Source organism: Lysobacter yananisis (genome assembly GCF_031199375.1).
GTDB lineage: Bacteria > Pseudomonadota > Gammaproteobacteria > Xanthomonadales > Xanthomonadaceae > Lysobacter > Lysobacter yananisis.
The window spans coordinates 1349116-1365627 of the sequence record NZ_CP133568.1 but is presented as its reverse complement, the minus strand read 5'-3'; the positions used below and the strand labels follow the sequence as shown (position 1 = coordinate 1365627).

At 70.3% G+C, this 16512-nt stretch carries 12 protein-coding genes, 1 pseudogene and 1 riboswitch; of the genes and pseudogenes, 5 read left to right on the top strand and 8 right to left on the bottom strand.

The annotated features are described in order from the left end of the window. Nucleotides 1-27: 27 nt before the first annotated feature. Nucleotides 28-408, bottom strand: a complete 381-nt coding sequence (locus tag RDV84_RS05780) for a hypothetical protein (protein ID WP_057945832.1) — start codon at nucleotides 406-408, stop codon at nucleotides 28-30. A gap of 285 nt (nucleotides 409-693) precedes the next feature. Continuing rightward, a riboswitch (glycine riboswitch) is annotated at nucleotides 694-798 on the top strand. Between the two features lie 158 nt (nucleotides 799-956). Here RDV84_RS05780 and RDV84_RS05775 point away from each other — a divergent pair. Continuing rightward, entirely contained in the window at nucleotides 957-1562 is a 606-nt protein-coding gene (locus RDV84_RS05775; RefSeq protein WP_250448197.1) for a trimeric intracellular cation channel family protein, read from the top strand. Nucleotide 1563: 1 nt separating this feature from the next. Here RDV84_RS05775 and RDV84_RS05770 read toward each other — a convergent pair whose 3' ends face one another. From RDV84_RS05770 to RDV84_RS05760, 3 genes are all read right to left on the bottom strand, one after another. Further along, nucleotides 1564-2142, bottom strand: coding sequence for a uracil-DNA glycosylase family protein (locus tag RDV84_RS05770; protein ID WP_309152744.1), 579 nt, complete (start codon nucleotides 2140-2142; stop codon nucleotides 1564-1566). 169 nt (nucleotides 2143-2311) lie between these two features. Continuing rightward, a complete protein-coding gene (locus RDV84_RS05765) occupies nucleotides 2312-3970 on the bottom strand; it encodes an MFS transporter (protein ID WP_057945834.1) in 1659 nt (552 codons plus the stop codon). Between the two features lie 231 nt (nucleotides 3971-4201). Then, entirely contained in the window at nucleotides 4202-5530 is a 1329-nt protein-coding gene (locus tag RDV84_RS05760) for a DcaP family trimeric outer membrane transporter (protein WP_309153696.1), read from the bottom strand. 382 nt (nucleotides 5531-5912) lie between these two features. On the opposite strand from RDV84_RS05760, the gene acs reads away from it, so the two are divergent. Further along, nucleotides 5913-7865, top strand: a complete 1953-nt coding sequence (gene acs, locus RDV84_RS05755; RefSeq protein WP_309152743.1) for an acetate--CoA ligase — start codon at nucleotides 5913-5915, stop codon at nucleotides 7863-7865. Nucleotides 7866-8222: 357 nt separating this feature from the next. After that, nucleotides 8223-8891, top strand: coding sequence for a response regulator transcription factor (locus tag RDV84_RS05750; protein ID WP_057945836.1), 669 nt, complete (start codon nucleotides 8223-8225; stop codon nucleotides 8889-8891). A 39-nt stretch (nucleotides 8892-8930) separates the two neighbouring features. Here the strand turns inward: RDV84_RS05750 and RDV84_RS25880 are convergent. From RDV84_RS25880 to RDV84_RS05740, 3 genes and pseudogenes are all read right to left on the bottom strand, one after another. Continuing rightward, a pseudogene (locus tag RDV84_RS25880) lies at nucleotides 8931-9008 on the bottom strand (DUF6053 domain-containing protein); the annotation flags it as partial. A 20-nt stretch (nucleotides 9009-9028) separates the two neighbouring features. Next, the gene (locus RDV84_RS05745) at nucleotides 9029-9385 is read right to left on the bottom strand and encodes a hypothetical protein (protein WP_309152742.1); all 357 of its coding nucleotides are present in this window, start codon (nucleotides 9383-9385) and stop codon (nucleotides 9029-9031) included. A 9-nt stretch (nucleotides 9386-9394) separates the two neighbouring features. Then, nucleotides 9395-9886: a hypothetical protein gene (locus tag RDV84_RS05740; RefSeq protein WP_309152741.1), complete on the bottom strand. Its 492-nt coding sequence runs from the start codon at nucleotides 9884-9886 to the stop codon at nucleotides 9395-9397. Between the two features lie 348 nt (nucleotides 9887-10234). Between RDV84_RS05740 and RDV84_RS05735 the strand changes: the two genes are divergently transcribed. Continuing rightward, nucleotides 10235-10945 carry a 3-keto-disaccharide hydrolase gene (locus RDV84_RS05735; RefSeq protein WP_309152740.1) on the top strand — a complete coding sequence of 237 codons (711 nt, stop codon included), beginning with the start codon at nucleotides 10235-10237 and terminating at the stop codon, nucleotides 10943-10945. 45 nt (nucleotides 10946-10990) lie between these two features. On the opposite strand, the gene RDV84_RS05730 is transcribed toward RDV84_RS05735, so the two are convergent. Next, nucleotides 10991-14464, bottom strand: coding sequence for a PAS domain-containing hybrid sensor histidine kinase/response regulator (locus tag RDV84_RS05730; RefSeq protein ID WP_057945840.1), 3474 nt, complete (start codon nucleotides 14462-14464; stop codon nucleotides 10991-10993). A gap of 821 nt (nucleotides 14465-15285) precedes the next feature. Between RDV84_RS05730 and RDV84_RS05725 the strand changes: the two genes are divergently transcribed. Beyond that, a complete protein-coding gene (locus tag RDV84_RS05725; RefSeq protein WP_309152739.1) occupies nucleotides 15286-16512 on the top strand; it encodes a trypsin-like serine peptidase in 1227 nt (408 codons plus the stop codon).

Genomic DNA, 16512 nt, shown 5'->3' with positions numbered 1-16512 from the left:
CCCCGGCGCGACAGCGCGGCGCGGCGATCAGCCCAACGGCGTGGCCATGCACAAGACCGCGACCGGCGCATTGGCGTCGAGGTACTCGCGCAGCGCGTCGCGGGCCTGCGCCGTCGCCCCGGTGAACAGATAGAAGTCCAGATCCTGGCGGAACGCGCCGGTTCGCTGCGGCGACCAGTCCGCGGCGGTGGTGTCGATGACAGCGAAATTCAGCGCGCTTGAGGGATCGGCCTGGACCAGCTCGCGTTCGAGTTCGGCGACGGACGCGGCCGCCAGTTCGAACAGTCCGTAGCGGTAGGCGCCGCGTTCGTCGAGGAAACGCGGCGCGACTTGCGCCCCGGCGACGAACACCCGTCGCCAACCCTGGAACGGCGACGACTCGGCGTCTGCGAACGGCAGTTGGGTCACGGCATCGGTCCGGCGGGGGCGTCGCGTGCGAAAGTAGGGCCGGCGATGGACGCAGTCAAATCCGCGGCGATCGGCTGCGGCGTCGCGCGCGCTGCGGCGACGCGGTTGGATTCCCGGTGCGCTTCGTGCCGTCGCGCCGGCTTGCTACCATGCCGCCGTTCGCAGAAGAGAGGCGCCGGCCCACGGCCGCCGCCCGCCGAAGGCGCAGGCTCCCATAATCGCTCAGGCCCGGTTCGCCGAACCCGATCCGCCGGATCGGATTCGCCGGACCGACCACTGCAACGACATCGCCGATCTGGAGAGAGGCCGCTTCGACGGCCCACCGAAGGGGCAAGCGGCCCGGCCATGCCGGCGCCGCGCAAACTCTCAGGTAAAAGGACAGCGGGAGCGGCGCCGCGGCCGAGGCTGCGGAAACCGATGCGCATCGCTGCGCGCGCTCCGGCGCGCGCGGTCCCGCCGTCCGCCTGCGTCCGCTCCGCGGCGCGGCGTCCGCGCGCATCCGTCTCCGTCGCCGCCGCGGTTTCCCGATCCTTGCCGGAGACCCGCACGTGTTGCTGCAGATCATCTACCTCATCGCCATCAGCGCCGAAGCCATGACCGGCGCGCTCGCCGCCGGCCGCCGGCGCATGGACTTGTTCGGCGTGGTCATCATCGCCTGCGTCACCGCGCTCGGCGGCGGCTCGCTGCGCGACATCGTGCTCGGCCACTATCCGCTGGGCTGGGTGCGCCATCCCGAGTACCTGGGCTACACCGTCGGCGCCGCGTTCGCGGCGACGTTCCTGGCGAAGAAATTGCACTATTTACGCCGTACCTTCCTGTGGCTGGACGCGCTGGGCCTGATCGCGTTCACCCTGATCGGCTGCGCGGTCGCGCGCGAAGCCGGCCACCAGCCGGCGATCGTGGTCGTCGCCGGCATGCTCACCGGCGCGTTCGGCGGCGTGTTGCGCGACGTGCTGTGCAACGAGATTCCGCTGGTGTTCCAGCGCGAACTGTACGCGGTGATCTCGCTGCTGACCGGCATGGCGTATCTGGGGTTGCTGCGCCTGGGCGTGGCCGAGAACGTCGCGGTGCTGGCCTGCCTCGGCGGCGGCTTCGCGGTGCGCCTGCTGGCGATCCGCTACGAATGGGAAATGCCGAAGTTCGTCTACCAGTGACTCATTCGGCCAGCGCCTGAGCGACGCGTTCGCGCAGCGCCGGCACCAGTTCGCGTTCGAACCACGGATTGCGCTTGAGCCACAGGTTGTTGCGCGGGCTCGGGTGCGGTAGCGCGAGCAGGCGCGGCCAACGCTCGCGCCAGGCCATGACCGCTTCGGTCAACGTAGCGGCGTCCGGCAGGTGCCAGGCTTGCGCGTACTGGCCGATGGCCAGGGTCAGCCGCACTTCGCGCAAGTGAGGCAGCAACTGCGCCTGCCACGCCGGCGCGCATTCGGGCCGCGGCGGCAGGTCGCCGGACTTGCCCTTGCCGGGATAGCAGAACCCCATCGGCACGATCGCCACGCGCGCGGCGTCGTAGAAGGTGGCGCGATCCAGCCCCAGCCAATCGCGCAGGCGCTCGCCGCTGGCGTCGTCGAACGGAATCCCGGATTCGTGCACCTTGCGCCCCGGTGCCTGCCCCGCGATCAACAGCCGCGAGGTGGCGCTGGCCTGCAACACCGGCCGCACGCCGTGCGGCAAGTGCGCGGCGCACAGGGTGCAGGCGCGGATGTCGCGCAGCAGGGTGGGGAGGGGCTGCATCGGCTTATGGTAGTTCGGGTTCGCGATTCGTTTCTTCGCGCTCTTCATCCCCGCCTTCGCGGGGGTGACGGTAGGTGGGGCGCGGTGGCTCGTAGCCGGTCCCGATTCCCGATTCCCCAAAAAACTGCGCCGGCCCGAAGGCCGGCGCAGTGATGCGAAGCGAAAACCATCACTCGGTGATATCGCGATCCTTCGTTTCCGGCAGGAACAGCGCGCCGATCACCACCGTGAACGCCGCCACCACCACCGGATACCACAGGCCGCTGTAGATGTTGCCGGTGGCCGCGACGATCGCGAACGCGGTGAACGGCAGGAAGCCGCCGAACCAGCCGTTGCCGATGTGGTACGGCAGCGACATCGAGGTGTAGCGGATGCGGGTCGGGAACAGTTCCACCAACCATGCCGCGATCGGGCCGTAGACCATGGTCACCAACAGCACCAGGAAGGTCAGCAGCGCGATCACCATCGGCTTGTTCATCTGCGCCGGGTCGGCCTTGGCCGGGTAGCTGGCGGCGGCCAGCGCGTCGGTCAACTGCTTGCCGAAGGCTTCGGACTGGCTCTTGAACGCGGCGCTGTCGAGCGCTTCGCCCTCGAAGCTGGTCAGGACGGTGCCGCCGATGCTGACCGTGGCGACGCTGCCGGCCGCGCCGGGCGCGTTCTGGTACGGAATGCCCTTCTTCGCCAGCGCCGACTTGATCACGTCGCAGGACTGCTTGAACGTGGCCTTGCCGACCGGGTCGAACTGGAACGCGCAGCGCGCCGGATCGGCGGTGACAGTGACCGGCGAGGCGGCGACCGCGGCTTCCAGCGCCGGATTGACGTTGTGGGTGAGCGCCTTGAACACCGGGAAATAGGTCACCACCGCGATCAGGCAGCCGCCGAGCACGATCACCTTGCGTCCGATCTTGTCCGACAGCCAGCCGAAGAAGATGAAGCCGCCGGTCGCCAGCGCCAGCGCGATGGCGATGAAGATGTCGGCCTGGTTGGGGTCCATGCCGAGCGTCTTGGTCAGGAAGAACAGCGAGTAGAACTGGCCGCCGTACCACACCACCGCCTGGCCGGCGGTCGCGCCGAGCAGGGCCAGCAACGCGATCTTGCCGTTCTTGGAGAAGAAGCTCTCGGTGATCGGCGCCTTGGAGGTCTTGCCTTCGGCCTTCATCTGCTGGAACAGCGGCGACTCGGCCAGCTGCATGCGGATCCACACCGACACGCCGAGCAGGATCACCGAGACCCAGAACGGAATGCGCCAGCCCCAGGCTTCGAACGCGTCCTTGCCCAGGTAGTTGCGGCAGCCCCAGATCACCAGCAGCGACAGGAACAGGCCGATGGTCGCGGTGGTCTGGATGAAGCTGGTGTACAGACCGCGCTTGCCGTTGGGCGCGTGCTCGGCCACGTAGGTCGCCGCGCCGCCGTACTCGCCGCCCAGGGCCAGGCCCTGCAGCAGGCGCAGCACGATCAGGATGATCGGCGCGAGGATGCCCAGCGTCGCGTAACTCGGCAGGATGCCGACCAGGAACGTCGACAGGCCCATCAGCACGATGGTGACCAGGAAGGTGTACTTGCGCCCGATCATGTCGCCCAGGCGCCCGAACACCAGCGCGCCGAACGGCCGCACCGCGAAGCCGGCGGCGAAGGCGAGCAGGGCGAAGATGAACTGGCTGGTCTCGTTGAGGCCGCCGAAGAACTGCTTGCCGATGATCACGGCGAGCGAGCCGTACAGATAGAAGTCGTACCACTCGAACACGGTGCCGAGGCTGGAGGCGAAGATCACCTTGCGGTGGTCCTTGGTGAGCGGCGCCGAATGCGCGCCTGCGGTGGTGCTGGACATGGGCTGTTCCCCCGAACAGTGGATGGAAGCGGGTTGTGGCCCGCCGGGGCGTTTTGTTTTCGTCTTGCCGCGCGGCGTCGTACCGACCGCGTCGAATCCTTCATCCCGTCATCCTCGCGAACGCGGGGATCCAGAGCATTTCGTGCGAGAACGCTGGAGGTTCCTGGACTCCCGCCTGCGCGGGGACGACGATTCCGGGGCGACGCGGTCGCCGCCCCGGCATGGCTTCGATCAGAAGCTGTACTTCACATGCGTCTGCAACCGATTGAGCTCGCCCTTCTCGCCGGTCTCGATCTCGCGCTGGCCCCAGATGTACTCCGCGCCGATGTCGAGCTTCGGGATCGGGGTGTAGATCAGGTTGACGTGCGCGGACTGCGCCGACTTGGTGATGCCCAATCCGGTCAGCGCGGTCTGATTGTCGTACTGCGCCCGCGAATAGAACAGGTTGCCGCGCAGCTTCGGGCTGAACACGTGGCGCCAGCCGACGAAGCCGGCGACCAGGTCGATGTTCTCCAGGTCGCCGGTGGCGTCGAGCACCGCGTCGTTGTTGAGCGCCAGGCCGACGTAGCGGCCGATGCCGCTGCCGGCGGTGACCATGTAGCGCAAGTCGTCGCTGGCGCCGACGTTCCACTTGCCCGACACGCTCAGGCCGTAGCCGGTGGTGCTGTCGTTGATCCGGCCGGACTGGTACTTGAGCTGCCGCGCCAGCGCGCCGACGCTGAAATGGCCCCAGTCGCCCTTGGCGGTGTAGCGCGCGGTCACGTCGGGCACCGCGCCGTCGTCGCCGGCGACCTGGGCCATGTTGCCGCGGAACGGCGTGTACACCGTCTCGGGATTCTCGACCGAGAACGACCACGGCCCGCTGGTGTAGCGCAACTGCGCCTGGCGCACGAACACCGTGCCCTCGGTCGGGCCGAGGAAGTCGACCGTGTCCGGCAGCGCGTTGGCGTCCTGGAAGTTCGACCAGGTCTGGCCGGCCAGCCACTTGTTCCAGGTCACGTAAGCGTGGCGCAGGGTCAGCGCGTAGGTGTTGGTGGCGACCTCGTTGCCGGTGAACGCGGTCGAGCCGCCGCCGAACAGATCGAATTCCAGATAACCCTTGAGCTTGTCGCCGCTGTCCAGGTCGGTGTCGGCGGCGAACCAGAAGCGCGAGAAGTTCGCGCCCATGTCGGTGTCGCTGCCGCCCTCGCGGGTGGCCTTGGCGCCGACCGGGATCGCCTTGGGCACGTAGAACAGGCGGCCGACCGAACCGTCGGCGATATCGCCGGCGTCGGTCGAGGTCACCGACGCGTCGAGCTTGATGAAGCCGCCGTAGCTGAAACGCGTGCCCGGATTGGCCGAGGGACTGATGGTGCTGGCCTGGATCGGATTCTTGACCGCCGGCGCCGGCGTTGCGGCGATTGCGGGCGCCGCGGCCTGTGCGGCCTTGACCTCGGTGACCTGGGTCTGCACTTGCTGCTGCTGCGAGACCAGTTGCTGGACCATGCGCTCCAGTTCGGCCACGCGCGCTTCGAGTTGCTGTTCCTTGGCGGTCTGGGCCAGGACGTGGCCCGGCAGCATCAGCGCCAGCAGCACGCAGGACGCCAGCAGCGAGCGCCCGCGCCCGGCGTGATTTGCGGCGCGCGCCCCCGCGCCGCATGTGAGCAGGCTAGACAACATCGTGATTCCCTCCCGAGGAATGCCGTCCGGAACGAACGGCCGCGGCCAGCCTGCGCGCCGCGGCGGCGGCGCCACCATTCGCCATTGGTCGAAAAAAGACGCCTGTCTGCGCGGCTTACGACCATCGTCTAAGAGCGCGGCGCTGCGTGGGATGTTGCGCTGCGGCACACTGAGGGCAGGTCGGGCGAGGCCGGAGGTAGCATCCGTCCGCTATCCTCTTCGGTCCCACGTTCCACCCCTCGCGTCGTCCCCACGCAGCCACGGCATCTCGCACGGAGCCCCCATGAGCAACCCCGCCAGCGTCCATCCCGTCGATCCGGCCTTCGCCGCGAACTCGCGCTACACGCGCGAGGAGTACGAGCGCCAGTACGCCGAGTCGGTGCGCGACCCGGACGCGTTCTGGGGCCGCGTCGCCGAGCGCCTGGACTGGTTCAAGCCGCCGACCAAGATCAAGAACGTCAGCTACGACCTCAGCGATTTCCGCATCAAGTGGTACGAGGACGGCGAGCTCAACGTCAGCGTCAACTGCCTCGACCGCCACCTCGCCGCGCGCGGCGACAAGACCGCGCTGTTGTTCGAGCGCGACGATCCCGATCAACCGGCCGAGCGCATCACCTATCGCGACCTGCACGCGCGCGTGTGCCGCCTGGCCAATGCGCTGCGCAACCTCGGCGTCGGCAAGGGCGACCGCGTCACCATCTACCTGCCGATGATTCCCGAGGCGGTGGTGGCGATGCTGGCCTGCGCGCGCATCGGCGCGATCCACACCGTGGTGTTCGGCGGCTTCGCCCCGAACTCCATCGCCGACCGCATCGCCGACAGCGCCAGCAAGTTGGTGATCACCTCCGACGAAGGCCTGCGCGGCGGCAAGAAGATCGCGCTCAAGGCCAACGTCGACGCCGCGTTGAAGCTGCCGGGCACCAATTCGGTCGAGACCGTGATCGTGGTGCGCCACACCGGCGCCGCGGTCGACATGCAGATGCCGCGCGACCGCTGGTACGACGCGGTGGTCGAAGGCCAGCCGGACGAGTGCGAGCCCGAGCGCATGAACGCGGAAGACCCGTTGTTCATCCTCTACACCTCCGGCAGCACCGGCAAGCCCAAGGGCGTGCTGCACACCAGCGCCGGCTATCTGGTCTATGCCGCCTTCACCCACGAAGCGGTGTTCGACCTGCGCGAGGACGACGTCTATTGGTGCACCGCCGACGTCGGCTGGGTCACCGGCCACAGCTACATCGTCTACGGCCCGCTCGCCAACGGCGCCACCGCGCTGGTGTTCGAGGGCGTGCCGAACTATCCGGACGTGTCGCGCTTCTGGAACGTCATCGACAAACACCAGGTCACGATCTTCTACACCGCGCCGACCGCGATCCGCGCGCTGATGCGCGACGGTGAGGAGCCGGTGAAGAAGACTTCGCGCCAGTCGCTGCGCCTGCTCGGCACGGTCGGCGAACCGATCAATCCCGAGGCCTGGCGCTGGTACTTTGATGTGGTCGGCGACGGCCGTTGCCCGATCGTCGACACGTGGTGGCAGACCGAGACCGGCGGCATCCTGATCACCCCGCTGGCCGGCGCCATCGACCTCAAGCCCGGCTCGGCGAGCAAGCCGTTCTTCGGCGTGCAGCCGGCGCTGGTCGACGCCAACGGCCAGGTGCTGGACGGCGAGGCCGAGGGCAACCTGGTGCTGACCGCGTCGTGGCCGGGGCAGATGCGCACGGTCTACGGCGACCACCAGCGCTTCATCGAAACCTATTTCAAGACCTATCCGGGCAACTACTTCACCGGCGACGGTTGCCGCCGCGACGCCGACGGCTATTACTGGATCACCGGCCGCGTCGACGACGTCATCAACGTCAGCGGCCACCGCATCGGCACGGCCGAAGTCGAGAGCGCGCTGGTGCTGCACCCGAAGGTGGCCGAAGCGGCCGTGGTCGGCTTCCCGCACGAACTCAAGGGCCAGGGCATCTACGCCTACGTGACCCTGATCGCCGGCGAGGCGCCGAGCGAGGAACTGCGCAAGGAATTGGTCGCGTGGGTGCGCAAGGAGATCGGCCCGATCGCCACGCCCGACCACCTGCAATGGGCGCCGGGCCTGCCGAAAACCCGCTCGGGCAAGATCATGCGCCGGATCCTGCGCAAGATCGCCGAGAACGCGCCGGACCAGTTGGGCGACACCTCGACCCTGGCCGATCCGTCGGTGGTGGAAAGCCTGGTCAACGAGCGGCTCGGCAAGTAAGCCGGCCGTGCGCGCGGTGGGGCGATCCCCGCCGCGCGTGCGCGTCGTGGCCGCAGCGGCGTCGCGACCTCGGATTTTCGATGCGAATCCGAAGTTCGCGGTCGCGGCTTGCGCCGCTCCTACAGGTAGCCCAGGTAAGAGCGGCGCGAGCCGCGACCGCGCCGCCACGCCAACCGCGCCACCTGAACACCGCCGCTGAACCCCACGCACCCACCCGCGTTCTGCGACGCGGTTCCGCCCCGCGCGCGCCCGGCGCCGCCCACCTTCACCCATCGTCCAATAGCCGGCGGCGCCCCGCCTGGACGTAAGATCGTCCCATCCCGTCGTCCGCAGCGGACCCACCCACGAGGCCGCCCCATGCCCACCTTGTTGATCGCCGACGACCATCCGCTGTTCCGCGAAGCCCTGCGCGGCGCGGTCGCGCGGGTGCTGCCGGATGCGGCCCTGCGCGAGGCCGACAGCGTCGACGCGCTGTACGCCCTGGTCGAGGCCGAATCCGACGCCGACCTGCTCCTGCTCGACCTGAACATGCCCGGCGCGCAGGGCTTCAGCGCGCTGGTGCACCTGCGCGCGCTGCACCCGCAGTTGCCGATCGTGGTGGTGTCCGCGCGCGAGGAGCCGTCGACGATGCGGCGCGCGCTCGACCACGGCGCGGTCGGCTTCATTCCCAAGTCCGCCGACGCGGCCACGCTCGGCGAGGCCATCACCACCGTGCTCGACGGCGACCGCTGGGCGCCGCCGGCCGCGGTCGCAGCGCCGGCCGCCAACGCCGACGAACACGAAGCCGCGCAGCGCCTGCGCGAGCTCACCCCGCAACAGTTCCGGGTGCTGCAGATGCTCGGCGCGGGTTTGCTCAACAAGCAGATCGGCTACGAACTGGGCGTCTCGGAAGCCACGGTCAAGGCCCACGTGACCGCGATCCTGCGCAAGCTCGGCGCCAACAACCGCACCCAGGCGGTGCTGATCGCCGGACGCCTGGCGCTGGACCCCGGCGCGATCGTGCCGCCGCCGGAAGAGGCGGAGTAAAACCGGCGATCCCGGCTGTTGTGGGAGTGCTGTTGTGGGAGGGCCTTCAGGCCCGATGCCTTCCGCTCGGATCTCCGCGACCTGAAACAAGAGCATCGGGCCTGAAGGCCCTCCCACAACGGCCGCCGCGGAGCGGCTCAATCCGAACGATCGCGGCCCAGCCCCAGCCCCAGCTCGCGCATCGCCGCTGCATATGCGCGATCGATCCGCATCAAGCGCCACTGCGCCTGCCGCCGCGCCCGCGCGCCGAGGCGGGCGACGCGCTCGGGCAGATGCGCCTCGCGCGTGGCCCGGTGCGCGGCCTCGATGCCGGCGCGGTCGGCGTCGGCAGTCACGCCCAGCACTTCGTGCCACGGCGGATCGGCCTCGAACGGCGACTCGCCGGGTGCGGCCGGTTCGCTGCCGCGGCGGCGGCGGCGCAGCCAGACAGCGGCGGCGACACCGCAGGCCAATGCGCCGCCGATGATGGCGATCAACACGTCGATGGATTGCATCGCGATCGCTCAGTCCTCGCCTTCGCGCGGGAGAACGCCCGACAGGTCTTCGTCCATGCGCAGGAACCCGCGCAGCCCGGGCTCGACCTGCGCGCCGTGGGCGAGCAGTTTCTCGCGCATCAGCAGATACAGGCGGTTCTTGTCCGCGCCTCGCCAGTAGGAATACGACAACACGGTTTCGCGCAGCTCGGGCGTGCGCAGCGACAGGGAGCGGGCATCGCCCGCGGCGGCGACGATGTCGCGCCAGGCGATGCGCACGCGCTTGTGCAAGCGGATCACGGTGAGGCCGTCCTCGTCGCCCTCCAGGGTGACGGCGGTCAACATCAGCGCCGCCCCGGAGCCGCCGAACAGCATGGTCGTCACGGCCACACCGATCCACACGCGCTGGTAAGCGGCGATCGCGGCCAGCACGACGGCGCCCGCGCAGGCGAAGGCGCCGAAGCCGAACAGCCAGGGCGTGCCGACGGTGCAGCGGCGAGGTTTGGATGGGGTGGGCGGCATGACCGGCCGATCCTTGGCGGCGCGTGGGCGGGAGCGTCATCCTAGCCCACCGGCTCGCCTCGCCGCGCCCCGTTCGGGGCGGGCAGCGAGGGAGTGGACGCCGGCGCTTGAGGTCCTTGCGGTCGATTCGTCGCGATCCGTCGCAACGCGAAGTGGCCAGGCATCCGGAGCTTATGGTGTCGGCGACGCGGGCCGATCTCAAGCCGAAACGCGCACGAAAAACCGCCTCGTTCAGCGGAAAAAGTTAACGATTCAGGCTCGCGGACGGGAACCGGCGCTTGAGCGGCTCGCGCGGCGAAGCGAGGATGCGCAGGCGTCTTCCTCGTTCATCTTTTTGCGAGCGCTTGCATGGCCATCATTCGCGTTCCCAGCCCGATCTGCGCCGCGCTCGTCGCGTGCGTCCTCGCCGGCGGCCCGGCACCTGCGGCCGGGCGCGCCGCCGCCGCGCCGCGCGCGGGGTTCGTCGCCTTGTTCGATGGCCGCAGCACCCAGGGCTGGCACCTGTACGGCCGGCGCGGCGAGCCGGTCGCCGGCTGGAGCGTGCGCGACGGCGCGCTGGTGCGCAGCGGCGCCGGCGGCGACCTGGTCAGCGACGCGCAGTTCGGCGATTTCGAACTGCGCCTGGAATGGAAGATCGCGCCCGGCGGCAACAGCGGCGTGTTCTACCGCGTGCGCGAGAACGACGAACCGGTCTACCACAGCGCGCTCGAATACCAGGTGCTCGACGACCGCCGCCATCCCGACGCGCGCAACGGCGCCGACCGCCTCGCCGGTGCGCTGTACGGCCTGTATCCGCCGGCGCGCGCGGCGGCCAGGCCGGCCGGGCAATGGAACGCCGCGCGCATCGTCGCGCGCGGCGACCGCGTCGAGCATTGGTTGAACGGCGTGCGCGTGGCCGCGTTCGAGATCGGCTCGCGGGACTGGAACGCGCGGCTCGCGCGCAGCAAGTTCAAGGACTGGCCCGGTTTCGCCGGCGCCCGTCGCGGCGCGATCGCGTTGCAGGACCATGGCGACGAAGTGGCCTATCGCCGCATCGAGATCCGCGCGCTGGATCGCTGAGGCCGGACGTCGAATCGGCAGTGTCGCGCCGGCCGGATCGCGGCCTCACGCCGCCGGCCGCTGCGCCGCCAGGAACGCGCGCAGCGACGCCGGCTTGATCGGCTTGGTCAGCACCCGGCAGCCGCGTTCGCGCGCGGCGTGCTTGAGCGCGTCGCTGCCGTCGCCGGTCAGCAGCGCCGCCGGCAGTTCGCGGCCGAGGCGCGCGCGCAGGGCGTCGATGGCGGCGAGGCCGTCGAGGCGGTCGTGCAGGTGGTAGTCCACCAGCGCCACGTCGGGCGCTTCGTCGAGCAGCGCCAGCGCGTCGTCGACCGTGGCCGCGAGCAGCGCGGCGGCGCCCCAGCGGTCGAGCAGGGCGCGCATGCCGTCGAGGATCTCGCGGTCGTTGTCGATGCACAGCACGCGCAGGCCGGCCAGCGAATCGGCCAATCCGGCGTGCGCGGCGTCGGCCGCGACCGGTTCGCGCGGCGGCTGCCCGCACGGCACGCCGATCGAGAACACGCTGCCGCGGCCGATCTGCGAACGCACCCGCAGCGGGTGGTCGAGGGTGCGGGCGATGCGCTGGCAGATCGACAGGCCCAGGCCGAGGCCGCGCTCGCCGCCGCTGCCGGGTTGGTCGAAGCGGCGGAACTCGTCGAAGATCTGGTCCAGGTGGTGTTCGGGAATGCCGGGGCCGGTGTCCCAGACCTGCAGCTCGATCCGGTTCACGTGCGGCCGCGCGCGCGCCGCCAGCAGCACGCCGCCCTCGCGGGTGTAGCGCAGCGCGTTGGCGAGGAAGTTCTGCAGCGCGCGGCGCAGCAGGCGGCGGTCGCTGCGCACCGGCATCGCCCCCAGCGGCGCGCGCACGCGCAGCTCCAGGCCGCGGCCGCCGGCGCTGGGCGCGTATTGCGCGGCCAGTTCGCGCAGCAGTTCGCCGGCGTCGAAGTCGCTCGGCTCCGGACGCAGCGCGCCGGCGTCCAGGCGCGAGATGTCGAGCAGGCCGTCGAGCAGGTCCTCGGCCGCGCGCAGCGAGGCGTCCACGCGCTCGGCCAGGCGCCGCTGCTCGTCGAAGCTGTCGCTCTCGCGCAGCGCGGTGGTGAACAGGCGCGCGGCGTTGAGCGGCTGCAGCACGTCGTGGCTGACCGCGGCCAGGAAGCGGGTCTTGGACTGCTGCGCCGATTCGGCCTCCTGGGTGCGCTGCTCCACGCGCTGCTCCAGGTTCTCGTTGGCCTCGCGCAGCGCCTGTTCGACGCGCTTGTAGTCGGTGACGTCGCTGTAGCTGGTGACGTAGCCGCCGCCGACCAGCGGCCGGCCGACCATCTCGATCACCTGCCCGTTCGGGCGCACGCGTTCGAACACGTGCGGCGCGCCGGCTCGCAGGTGGGCCAGGCGCCGGCGCACCAGTTCGTCGATGCTGGCTTCGTCGAGCCGGCCCGGGCCCATCTCGCCGCGTTCGGCGTTCCAGCGCAGCAGGTCGGCGACCGGCCGGCCGACGTAGAGCATGCCGTCGGGATAGTCGAACAGTTCCTGGTAGCGCCGGTTCCACGCCACCAGCCGCATCTGCGGATCGACCACGCTGACGCCCTGGCTGATGTTCTCCATCGTGGTCGACAGCACCTGTCGGTTGAAGCGCAGCTCCTGGTTGGCCTCGTCGAGCAGCGCGACCACTTCGCCCAGCTCCATGCCCGAGCCGCGCAGCGCGCTGGTCAGGGTCAGGCGCGCGGAGGCCGCGCCGATCGCAGCGGCCAGCAGGCGCTCGGTGAACTGGGCCAGGGCGCGGTCGGCCGGTTGCTCGGGCTGCCATTCGCGGCCCAACTGGCGCGCGTAGTCCTCGAACGCGCGGCGCGCGTGGCGCTCGCCGACGATGCGTTCGGCCAGCGCCAGCAGTTCGCCGCCGCGCACGCTGCCGGCCCAGCCGCCGGGACCGAGCGCGGGGCGGCGCACGTACGGGTCGAGGAACGGCGCGGCCAGCAGTTGCTCCTGCAGGCGCGGGCGCTGGCGCGCGGACACGAACAGGAAGGTGCCGACGTTGAACAGCAGCGACCAGAACGTGCCGTGGGTCAGCGGGTCCCAGCCGAGCAGCCCGAACAACTGCTCCGGACGCAGCCAGTCGATCGCGAGCGGGCCGGTGTCGAGCCAGCGCTCATCGATCCAGCCGATCCGGCTCAGCGCCGGCAGCAGCAGGGTGTAGGCCCATACCACGGTGCCTGCGAGCAGGCCGGACAGCGCGCCGGAGCGGCTGGCGCCGCGCCAGTACAGGCCGCCGATCAGCGCCGGGGCGAACTGCGCGACCGCGGCGAACGCGAGCAGGCCGTGCTGGGCGAGCCCGTTCGCGCCGAGCGAGGCGCGGTGGTAGCCGTAGGCCATCAGCGCCAGCAGCACGATGGTGACCCGGCGCACCCACAGCACCTGGCGGTCGATGCCCGGGCTTTGGTGCGGCGCTTCGTGCAGCAGCCCGCTGCGCAGCAGCAGCGGCATCACCAGGTCGTTGCTGACCATGGTCGACAGCGCCACCGACGACACGATCACCATGCCGGTGGCGGCGGAGAAGCCGCCGATGTAGACCATCAGCGCCAGCGCCTGTTGGTCCAGCTGCAGCGGCAGCGCCAGCACGTAGGTGTCCGGCGAGACGCCGGTGCCGCCGAGCACGGCCTGCCCGGCCAGGGTGATCGGCACCACCAGCAGGCTGATCAGCGCCAGATAGCCGCCGAACAGCCAGCGCGCGGGGCGCAGGTCGTTGGGGTCCTGGCACTCGACCACGGCGACGTGGAACTGGCGCGGCAGGCAGACGATGGCGGCGAACGCGAGCAGGGTCTGGGTGATGAAGCCGTCGGGCAGGCCCGGCTGCATGACCACGCGCGCGGCCTGCTGCATGCGCGCGCCGTAGTCGCCCAGGCCCGGCAGGTGGACCAGGGCGAACACGCCGATGGCGACGAAGGCGATCAGCTTGACCAGCGATTCCAGCGCCACCGCCAGGACCATGCCGTGGTGGTGCTCGGTGGCGTCGACCCGGCGGGTGCCGAACAGGATCGCGAACACCGCCAGCATCATCGCCACGTAGAACGCCGGATCGGCGAGCAGGCCGGCGTCGGCGGGCACCCCGGCCAGCACCTGCACGCTCATCGCCACCGCCTTGAACTGCAGCGCGACGTACGGCACCGCCGCGGTCAGCGCGACCGCCGCGACCAGCGCGGCCAGGCCCGGTGCGCGGCCGTAGCGCGAGGACAGGAAGTCGGCGATGGAGACGATGCGGTGTTCGCCGGAGATCAGCACCAGCCGTTCGAGGATGCGCCAGCCGAAGGCCAGCATCAGCAGCGGGCCGAGGTAGATCGGCAGGAACCCGAGGCCGGTGCGCGCGGCGGTGCCGACCGCGCCGTAGAAGGTCCACGACGAGCAGTACACCGCCAGCGCCAGCGAATACACGGCCGTGCGCAGCCAGCGCGCGCGCGGCGAACGCTCGCGCTGGTCGCCGTAGTAGGCAACCGCGAACAGCAGGCCGACGTAGCCGGCCGAGACCAGCAGCAGGATCCAGCCGGGGATCAAGGGCGCGGGTGCCGGGGTGGTGAGGTCGGCCGAGTGTACGGCTTCGGTGACGATGGCGGGCCGGGGGAGGGGATGCGACTTTGGCCGCAGCGCTGTCGGTGCGGTGCGGTGGTTGGGCGCATCGAAACGTCGGGCGAACCGGGGGTTGGCGAACAGGGCGGAAAGCGTCGGGTCTGAAGGCCCTCCCACGATCGCCGGCGCTCCTGCGAGAACGTCATTCCACAACCGCTGGCGCTCCTGCCAGGACGTCATCCCCGCGAAGGCGGGGATCCAGGGCTTCATCGCGACATGGCGCTGAAGTCTCTGGATCCCCGCTTTCGCGGGGATGACGGCAAAGGCGCCGTCGCGCTGTCGCGCAAACGATTTCCAATAACCCGAATCCCGAATCCCGAATCCCGAATCCCGAATCCCGAATCCCGACTCCGACTCCGACTCCGACTCCGACTCCGAACCCCCATTCCCACCCACTCAAGCATTGCTGTCCTGCCGCAACGCGCACCCCTTCACCCGCAACGCCCTGAACGCCCTCCACCCGCGCCACAGTCGCGCTGAGCGGCCTATCAAGGTTCCGCCACGCACCGCTGTCGGCGCGCTGCGTACCCCACTGCGATCACGGTTTGCCCCGACGGCATTTGCCAAGGTCGCCCGCGCACGGCAGGGGCCTCCTGCCGTGCGCCACCTCAACCGCCCCGGCGCCAGCACTCGCCACGCCGTCCGCCGCGCTTGTCGCGCGGCGCGGCGGCGCGCGCCTGTCCGCTTCATCGCCTCGTGTCGTGTTCGCGCCGCCACATCCCAGGAGGGACCAGCGAATGAACCACGCAATGCCCAAACTGCTCGCGCCCGCGCTGCTCGCCAGCGCACTGTGCCTGTCGCTGTCGGCCGCCGCGCAGACCGCGCCCGGCGCGCCGGCGCCGATCAAGATCGCCGACGTGCGCGCCGCCGACCTGCAACTGGGCGCGCAGCCCGGCCGGGTCGGCCGCGCCGGCGTCGACGCGGGTGCCAAGGCGGTGGAAATCCGCACGCCCGACGCGTCCTTCATCAAGGTGCACTTCGAACACTTCTCGCTGCCGGCGGGCGTGACCCTGGAAGTCGCCAGCCCCGACGGCCGCGAGGTCTACCGCTACAGCGCCGATCACCGCGACGGCCACACCGTCGCCGCCGATCTCGGCGAAGACGGCAAGACCCGCTTCTCGGCGATGTCGATCTCCGGACCGGTCGCGGTGCTGCGCCTGGTCGGCACCGCGCGCGAGCCGTGGCGCAAGGATCACGGGGTCAAGGTCTCGCGCTATCTGGAAGGCTATCCGGAGGACATGCTGCCGGAGCTGCAGAACGAAGGGCTGCTGAGCACGAACGTCGGCGCCAAGTCGATCTGCGGCACCGACAACAAGCAGGCCGCGGCGTGCTACTCGACCAGCGACACCCAGGCCTTCAACGCCTCCAGGCCGGTGGCGCGCGCGGTCATGAGCGGCGGCAGCCTGTGCACCGCGTGGCGGGTGAGCTCGCAGAACCGCATGTTCACCAACAACCACTGCATCAGCACCGCCGCCGGCGTGGCCGGCGCCGAGTTCTGGTTCAACTACCAGCGCAGCAGCTGCACCGGCGCGCAGGCGACGGTGACCAAGGTGACCGGCGCGCAGTTGCTCAAGACCGACGTCACCCTGGACTACACCCTGTTCACGGTGAACAACTTCGCCAATATCGCCAGCTTCGGTTCGCTGGGCCTGGATCCGCGCGCCGCGGTCGCCAACGAAGGCATCTTCATCGCCGGCCATCCGGGCGGGCGGATGAAGGAGCTCAGCGTCGCCGACACCCAGAACAGCACCGGCAAGTGCCGCGTCGACGCGCCCAGCGTCACCGGCAACGCCGCCAACAGCGACGTGGGCTATTACTGCGACACCGAGGGCGGCAGCTCGGGCTCGCCGGTGATCGCGCGTTCCAGCGGCAAGGTGCTGGCGCTGCACCACTTCGGCGGCTGCTTCAATTCCGGCGCGAAGATCTCGTTGATCTGGCCGCAGGTGTCGACGCATTTCGGCGGCGTGATTCCCTGA